The 7,785-nt window shown below is 36.6% G+C and carries 5 protein-coding genes; 4 read left to right on the top strand and 1 reads right to left on the bottom strand.

Going from position 1 to position 7,785, the window contains the following annotated elements:
• Positions 1-131: 131 nt before the first annotated feature.
• On the bottom strand, positions 132-386 hold the full coding sequence (gene rpsT, locus ACFO5Y_RS01100) for a 30S ribosomal protein S20 (RefSeq protein ID WP_138405307.1): 255 nt from the start codon (positions 384-386) through the stop codon (positions 132-134).
• A 252-nt stretch (positions 387-638) separates the two neighbouring features.
• Here rpsT and uvrB point away from each other — a divergent pair, with 252 nt between their 5' ends.
• From uvrB to pnp, 4 genes are all read left to right on the top strand, one after another.
• Complete coding sequence (uvrB, locus tag ACFO5Y_RS01095; protein ID WP_269434948.1) at positions 639-2,633, top strand: excinuclease ABC subunit UvrB; 1,995 nt, start codon at positions 639-641, stop codon at positions 2,631-2,633.
• A gap of 203 nt (positions 2,634-2,836) precedes the next feature.
• Positions 2,837-4,891: an acyltransferase family protein gene (locus ACFO5Y_RS01090; RefSeq protein WP_197105323.1), complete on the top strand. Its 2,055-nt coding sequence runs from the start codon at positions 2,837-2,839 to the stop codon at positions 4,889-4,891.
• 159 nt (positions 4,892-5,050) lie between these two features.
• Positions 5,051-5,320: a 30S ribosomal protein S15 gene (gene rpsO / locus ACFO5Y_RS01085; RefSeq protein ID WP_138405310.1), complete on the top strand. Its 270-nt coding sequence runs from the start codon at positions 5,051-5,053 to the stop codon at positions 5,318-5,320.
• Between the two features lie 243 nt (positions 5,321-5,563).
• Entirely contained in the window at positions 5,564-7,666 is a 2,103-nt protein-coding gene (gene pnp, locus ACFO5Y_RS01080; RefSeq protein WP_197105322.1) for a polyribonucleotide nucleotidyltransferase, read from the top strand.
• The last annotated feature ends 119 nt before the right edge of the window (positions 7,667-7,785 follow it).

The following is a 7,785-nucleotide window of genomic DNA, read 5'->3' as shown; positions in this document are numbered from 1 at the left end:
AAGCAACAACTTATGCTGCTTGATCTTGATTAAAATGAGTCATCAACCCTATTTGACAAAGAGCCAAAAAACGAAAATGAACTGTAAAAAGTTCATTTTCGTTTTTTTGTAATTAAGATAAAGTACCTTAATTATTTATTCATTAAGTTTGCTAATGTAGATTTGTTACGTGCTGCTTTGTTTGCGTGGATTAATCCTTTACCTGCAGTACGGTCAATTTGTTTAGAAGCTTTAGCGAATAATTCATTCACGTCACCTTCACCAGTTTCTACTGCATTACGAAAATCTTTGATTAATGAACGCATTTTCGAAACTTGTGCAGTATTACGTTGTTCTTTTACACTTGATTGACGAGCACGTTTAATAGCTGATTTAGAGTTTGCCATTGGTGTCACCTCTTTCTTACTGATTTCATTTGTCTAGTATATAAGCATTTGCTAACTTAGTCAACAAAAATTATTATACAATAAAATAGAAGAGTGATGCAATCTTTTTTTGTTTGTTTTAAACTGAAATTATACTAGAAAAATAACATAATCATTTATATAAACATATTGAAACAAAGAAGTAGAATTTTATAGCATTATAGAGTATTATGGTTTAAGCGAATAAATGTTCGGTTAATGAGGAGGCAGAAAATGGATAAATTTAATTTAATATCTCAGTATGAGCCAAATGGTGATCAACCTCAAGCAATTAAAGAGTTAGTTAAAGGATTAAATGACGGTGAAAAAGAACAGGTTCTATTAGGTGCAACAGGAACAGGTAAGACGTTTACGATTGCCAATGTAATTAAAGAAGTAAATAAACCTACTTTAGTTTTAGCACATAATAAAACTTTAGCAGGGCAACTGTATAGTGAATTATTAGAGTTTTTCCCAGAGAATTCAATAGAATACTTTGTGTCTTACTATGATTACTATCAACCTGAGGCTTATGTTCCATCATCGGATTCATATATTGAAAAAGAAGCCATGGTCAACGATGAAATTGATAAATTACGACATTCCGCTTCATCCGCATTATTGGAGCGACGAGATGTTATTGTTGTCGCATCAGTTTCTTGTATATACGGGTTAGTGGATCCGGAGATGTATCGTAATCAAGTTCTATCAATTAGAAAAGGGCAAGAAGTATCGCGTGAAGAAGTATTGCGTCAGCTAATTGATATGCAGTTTGTTAGAAATGACATTGACTTTCAGCGGGGAACTTTTAGAGTTCGTGGAGATGTTGTTGAAGTGTTCTTAGCTTCGCGTGATAGTGAAGTGATTCGTATTGAATTTTTCGGTGACGAAATTGATAGAATTCGCGAAGTAGATGTAATGACCGGTGAGATTAAAAATGACGTTGATCATTTCCCTATCTATCCTGCAACTCACTTCGTGGCTGATCAAGATCAAACGTTACAAGCCGTTAATACCATTAAAGCGGAGTTAGAAGAAAGATTAGAAGAATTGCGTTCTGAGAATAAACTCTTAGAAGCACAACGTTTAGAGCAACGGACGACCTATGATTTAGAAATGCTCCTTGAGATGGGGTACTGTAATGGGATTGAGAACTATTCAAGACATATGGATGGGCGTGCGCCTGGAGAGCAACCTTATACATTAATTGACTTCTTCCCAGATGATTTCTTAATTGTAGTGGACGAGTCTCATATGACTATGCCACAAATTCGAGGGATGTATAATGGGGACCGAGCTCGGAAACAACAATTGATTGATTATGGCTTTAGATTACCTAGTGCTTTAGACAATAGACCGCTAAGATTAGAAGAGTTTGAAAAGCATGTCAACCAAATCATCTATATTTCAGCTACACCAGGACCATATGAATTAGAACATACTGATGACGAATATGTTGAACAAATTATTCGTCCAACTGGTTTATTAGACCCAGTGGTTGAAGTCCGACCAATTAAAGGTCAGATTGATGATTTAATTCAAGAAATTACGAAACGAACTGAACGCGATGAGCGTGTGTTTATTACGACCTTGACGAAGAAAATGTCTGAAGACTTAACGGACTACCTTAAAGAAGTCGATATTAAAGTCAAATACTTACATAGTGATATTAAAACGTTAGAAAGAACGGAGATTATCCGTGATCTAAGGTTAGGTATTTTTGATGTCCTTATCGGTATTAACTTACTAAGAGAGGGGATTGACGTACCAGAAGTGTCGCTTGTTGCTATCTTAGATGCGGATAAGGAAGGGTTCTTACGAGGTGAGCGTGCATTAATTCAAACGATTGGACGTGCGGCTCGTAACGAGAATGGTCAAGTAATTATGTATGCAGATAAAATGACGGACTCAATGACAAAAGCCATTGAAGAAACAGAACGTCGTCGTGAGATTCAAATCGCTTATAATAAAGAACATGGCATTACGCCCAAAACGATTAAGAAAGAAGTTCGTGACCTTATTCGAATTACGCATGAAGTTGAAGGTGAGGAACAAGAAGAGAATATCCTAGCCCAATTCAAACAGCTCTCTCGTCTGCAACGTGAAGAAGAGCTTGAACGACTTGAGATGGAGATGCGTCAATACGCTAAGGATCTCAACTTTGAAGCGGCAGCAGATTTAAGAGATATTGTTATGGAGCTTAAAGCAACTTTCTTTAAACGAAAATAATTTATTTTAGAACAAAACTCTTTTGACTACATTATAGTCTGAAGCGTTTCGTTCTTTTGTTTTGCTTCGAACCTTTTTAAGGGCAATTTACTAATTAGAGAAAATTTAAATTAATTTAGATAAAAACAGATTTGGCCTTTTATAATAATAATGCTTCCTATATAATAATTTATTGAGGTCATTCTTAATGAGGAGGTAATATAATGCGACAAAAGAAGAGAGTGCAAAGTTTTGATGGCTTAAAAGGTTTAGCGATTATGGCTGTCGTTGCTTATCATTTATTCCCTTCCTTAATACCAGGTGGATTTTTCATGGTGAATACATTTCTTGTTATTGGAGGGTTCTTTTTTGCAAGAAATATTGAGAAAGTTCAGCCGGTTAAAGCATCAATTCAATGGAAAACGATCGGAAAGTATCTACTACATACGATAGAGAGGCTCTTTATACCACTCTTGTGGCTTCTAATATTTATCGTTGTCGGCTTATATATATTATATCCAACTGAATTAAGACATATTCAGAGTGATATATTTTCTGGGTTGTTTTTTGTAAATAATATTTATCAAATAGTGACGGATCAATCTTATTTTGTACAAATGTCAGATGCATCACCGTTTACTCACTTGTGGTATAATGCGATTCACTTACAATCAGTTCTAATCGCAACCGGTATCATCTTACTATTACAAAGATTAAAACTGTCAATTCCATCTAAAGGAATTATTTGGCTTTTTATTGTATTACTAAGCCATGTCGCTATCTTATTCTTATATACACCAGGCGAGGATCCAACGCGTGTTTATTACGGCATTGAAACCCGCTTTGCATCATTTGCGATTGGTGTCGCAGCAGCTTACATTACACCAACAATTCTAAATTTATTCTATAATTCAAGAATTAAATTGTTCGTATATAATTTAATTGCCATACTATCTGCAGGTGGGATGATTTGGATTGTTTTCACACAATCAGATCAAAACGAAGCTACGTATCTACTGTGGATGTCAGTATTTAATGTGTTGAGTATGTTACTAGTATTTTCAATTACTGTAGGCGCACCGACGGTGACAAGTTGGCTAAGTTTAAAACCACTGCATCTTATTGGTAAAAGGTCATATTCATATTATCTATGGTATTACCCAATTATTGTTTTTTACCTAGCATTTTACCGTGAATTAGGAGAAAACATTACCGTAGTCAATGTTTTATCCCTGATTACATTAGCAATTGTTGGGGAAGTCTTTTATCGTATCATTGAAAGCGGGGGCGTGAGAATCTGGTTTGGTTCTTCGTTCAACTTTAAAGAAGATGCGGAAGATATCGGTCATATGATTGATCAGAGAAAGTTCTTCCAACCTAAGCTATTCATCTTTATTGCTTATGTTGCTTTGATGGTTTTATTTGTTCGAGGTCTAATCTATTCAGCTGATAATAAACGTGTGTCTTTATTTGAATTAGAGTATCAAGCCTTTCAAACGAAACCAAACTTGCTGAATACGGCGTATCCATTAAGTGAACCGATTATCCAAGTTGAAGAATATTTAGACCAAGTGGATGATACATTTGAGACCGTCTTCGTTAACGAGCTAGAAGTTGAAGATCCTGTAGAAACATTACAAAATATTTATTTTGAACAAGAAACTTTATCAGCGGAACTTCAAGAACTTATTGCTGAGAACCAAGAAGTGTTTGATGAATTTGAAGATTTAAATCCAATTGTATTCGATGAGTTAACGCCACAAGAATTATTATTTGCCACAGAAGTGCCGGTAACATTCTTTGGAGACTCTATCGCTTTACACTTTACACCGAAAGTAGATGAAATTTTCTGGAATGGAAACATCTATGGTCAAGGAAGCTTGCAATTATGGGATGCGAATGACATCCTACGTGACATGGTTCGTGACGGAGAAGTTCAAGAGAATTTAGTCGTTGTCCTTGGAACCAATGCAGGATTGGATCAAGAAGGAATGGATGAATTGATGTCCATTGCGGGAGAAGAGCGTAATGTCTTCTTTGTAAATACAAACTCAAGAGTGATGCACATTCAAAATGTAAATGACACAATTAAAGACACAGCTGAGAAATATCCAAATGCCTACGAAGTTGACTGGTATAGCTATCAACAAGGGAATCCAGATTGGTATACAGAAGATGAAGTCCATCATACACCAGAAGGAATGGAACACTTTGCTGTGATTGTCACTCAAACGATGTTTGAATATTTACCAGAGGAAACAATTGAAGAAATTGAATAAAAATTCTTGCATTTACATGACATATAGTGTAAATTATATCAAGTGGTAATCTAGCACTGTAAAAGTGCTTGGAATACTATATAGTACCTATGCTCAGTTCAGCGAGTCACCAACGCTTTTCTTGGCATCAGGGATAAAAAAAGAAAGAGGTGAAATGAGATGGCTTTAACAAAAGAACGTAAAACAGAAATCATGACAGAATTTGCTACTCACGAAGGGGACACTGGTTCTCCAGAAGTACAAATCGCTGTGTTAACTGCAGATATTAACTCATTAAACGAGCATATCCGCGAACATAAAAAAGATTTCCATTCATACCGTGGACTAATGAAAAAAATTGGTCACCGTCGTAACTTATTAGCGTACCTACGTAACAAAGACGTAGCTCGTTACCGCGAATTAATCCAACGTTTAGGATTACGTCGTTAATATGATACTAACTTCCGTTTCAGTAATGAAATGGAAGTTTTTTTGTAGATATTCATAATATATTGCCCTTTATGAGCGCAATTATATAGAGAATATGCTAAACTAATTAGTGTGTGTTTTGGTAATTATCAATATTGGTAGATCTACTATACAAGTATGAGTTTGTGACGAGACGCGTCATGGGTTGATATTTGTTTAGTAGTTCTCCAAAACACACAATTTATCAATCAAAGGAGAGATACCATGTTCGAAAAACATGTTTTTGAAACAACTATTGGTGGACGCCCATTGTCAGTTGAAATTGGCGAATTTGCTCGACAAGCGAATGGAGCAGTCCTAGTAAGATACGGAGATACCGTTGTATTATCTACAGCCGTAGCTTCAAGTAGACCTGTAGACGGAAACTTCTTCCCGTTAACAGTGAACTACGAAGAGAAAAAATACTCAGTAGGTAAAATCCCAGGTGGATTTATTAAACGTGAAGGTCGCCCGTCAGAGAATGCGACATTAACTGCACGTCTCATTGACCGCCCAATTCGTCCAATGTTCCCAGATGGGGTACGTAACGAAATTCAAATCGTTAATACAGTATTATCTGTAGATCAAGATTGCTCACCAGAAATGTCAGCAATGCTAGGTTCGTCATTAACCCTAGGTGTATCAGATATTCCGTTTAATGGACCGATTGCAGGTGTTAACGTTGGTCGTGTTGAGGGAGAGTTAGTACTTAACCCAACGACAGAACAAAGCGCCCAGTCAGATATTCACTTAACAGTTGCAGGTACTAGCCAAGCAATTAACATGGTTGAGTCAAGTGCGGAAGAAGTGCCAGAAGATGAGATGCTTGAAGCATTATTATTTGGTCACCGTGCAATTAAGGAAATTAACGAATTCCAAGCGAATATTATTGAACAAATCGGTAAAGAGAAATTCGAATTAACGATTGTACAAAATGATGAAGAAATCATGGAAGAAATTTCTGGACGTTACCGCGAAGCTATGATTGAAGCGATTAAAACTGAAGAGAAAAAAGCGCGTGAAGATGCGATTGCTTTAGTTATGCAAGGTGCTGTCGCTTATTATGAAGAATTACACGCGGAAAACTCAGAAAAAGGTGAAGTTTTATCAGCTGTTAACGCTGCATTACAAGCCTTAGAAAAAGAAGTCGTGCGTCATTTAATTACAGCGGATCGCATCCGTCCTGATGGCCGTAAAGTAGACCAAATTCGTCCTTTAGCTTCTCGCGTAGGTTTATTACCACGTACTCACGGATCTGGTTTATTCACTCGTGGACAAACACAAGCATTAACTGTTGCGACATTAGCACCTTTAGGAGAGCATCAAATTATTGATGGCTTAGGTGTTGAAGAGTCTAAACGCTTTATTCACCATTATAACTTCCCACCATATTCTGTTGGTGAAACTGGACGTATGGGTAGCGCGGGACGTCGTGAAGTTGGACATGGTGCCTTAGGTGAACGTGCACTTGCACAAATTATTCCAGATGAAGATGTATTCCCATATACAATTCGTTTAGTATCAGAAGTATTAGAATCTAACGGTTCATCTTCACAAGCAAGTATCTGTGCGGGAACGTTAGCATTAATGGATGCAGGTGTTCCAATTAAAGCACCAGTAGCGGGTATCGCAATGGGATTAGTTATGGATGGCGACAACTATACAATCCTTACTGATATCCAAGGTCTAGAAGATGCTTTAGGAGACATGGACTTTAAAGTAGCGGGAACTGAAAAAGGGATCACTGCTTTACAAATGGATATTAAAATCGAAGGAATTACGGAGCAAATTTTAGACGAAGCGTTAGTACAAGCACGTCAAGCTCGACTAGCAATTCTAGAAGAATTAACTTCGACAATTTCAGAACCAAGAACTGAGTTAAGTCCATATGCACCTAAGATTGAAATGATTCAAATTAAACCAGACAAGATTAAAGTTGTTATCGGTCGTGGTGGAGATACAATCAACAAGATTATTGATGAAACAGGCGTTAAAATTGATATTGATGACGAAGGTAATGTAAGTATTGCCTCGACGGATCAAGCAATGATTAACCGTGCTAAAGAAATTATCGAACAATTAACACATGAAGTTAAAGCGGGCGAAATTTATGAAGGTACAGTTAAGCGTATTGAGAAATTCGGAGCGTTTGTTGAGATTTTACCTGGTAAAGATGGATTAGTTCACATTTCTGAATTAGAACATCACCGTGTAGGTAAAGTTGAAGATGTATTAGCAATGAATGATAAAGTTAAAGTTCGCGTTCAAGAAATTGACGATAAAGGACGTATTAACTTATCTCGTAAAGCTTTAATCGACAAAGAATAATACATACTATTAAGAGACAAGTTTCACGAAAGTGAACTTGTCTTTTTTGTGTGCGCCTGGCATGGGTGCTAACTTGGTGGTGAAAGTCCACTACAGGCTTGGCAGTAGGAACTGTTAGC

Source organism: Ruoffia tabacinasalis, assembly GCF_042652985.1.
GTDB lineage: Bacteria > Bacillota > Bacilli > Lactobacillales > Aerococcaceae > Ruoffia > Ruoffia tabacinasalis.
This window is presented reverse-complemented; position numbering and strand designations above follow the sequence as displayed.

What these genes read in the sequence shown, in the direction of transcription:
- rpsT (WP_138405307.1), bottom strand. Translation starts at nt 386, where the DNA reads ATGGCAAACTCTAAATCAGCTATTAAACGTGCTCGTCAATCAAGTGTA.
- uvrB (WP_269434948.1), top strand. Translation starts at nt 639, where the DNA reads ATGGATAAATTTAATTTAATATCTCAGTATGAGCCAAATGGTGATCAA.
- ACFO5Y_RS01090 (WP_197105323.1), top strand. Translation starts at nt 2,837, where the DNA reads ATGCGACAAAAGAAGAGAGTGCAAAGTTTTGATGGCTTAAAAGGTTTA.
- rpsO (WP_138405310.1), top strand. Translation starts at nt 5,051, where the DNA reads ATGGCTTTAACAAAAGAACGTAAAACAGAAATCATGACAGAATTTGCT.
- pnp (WP_197105322.1), top strand. Translation starts at nt 5,564, where the DNA reads ATGTTCGAAAAACATGTTTTTGAAACAACTATTGGTGGACGCCCATTG.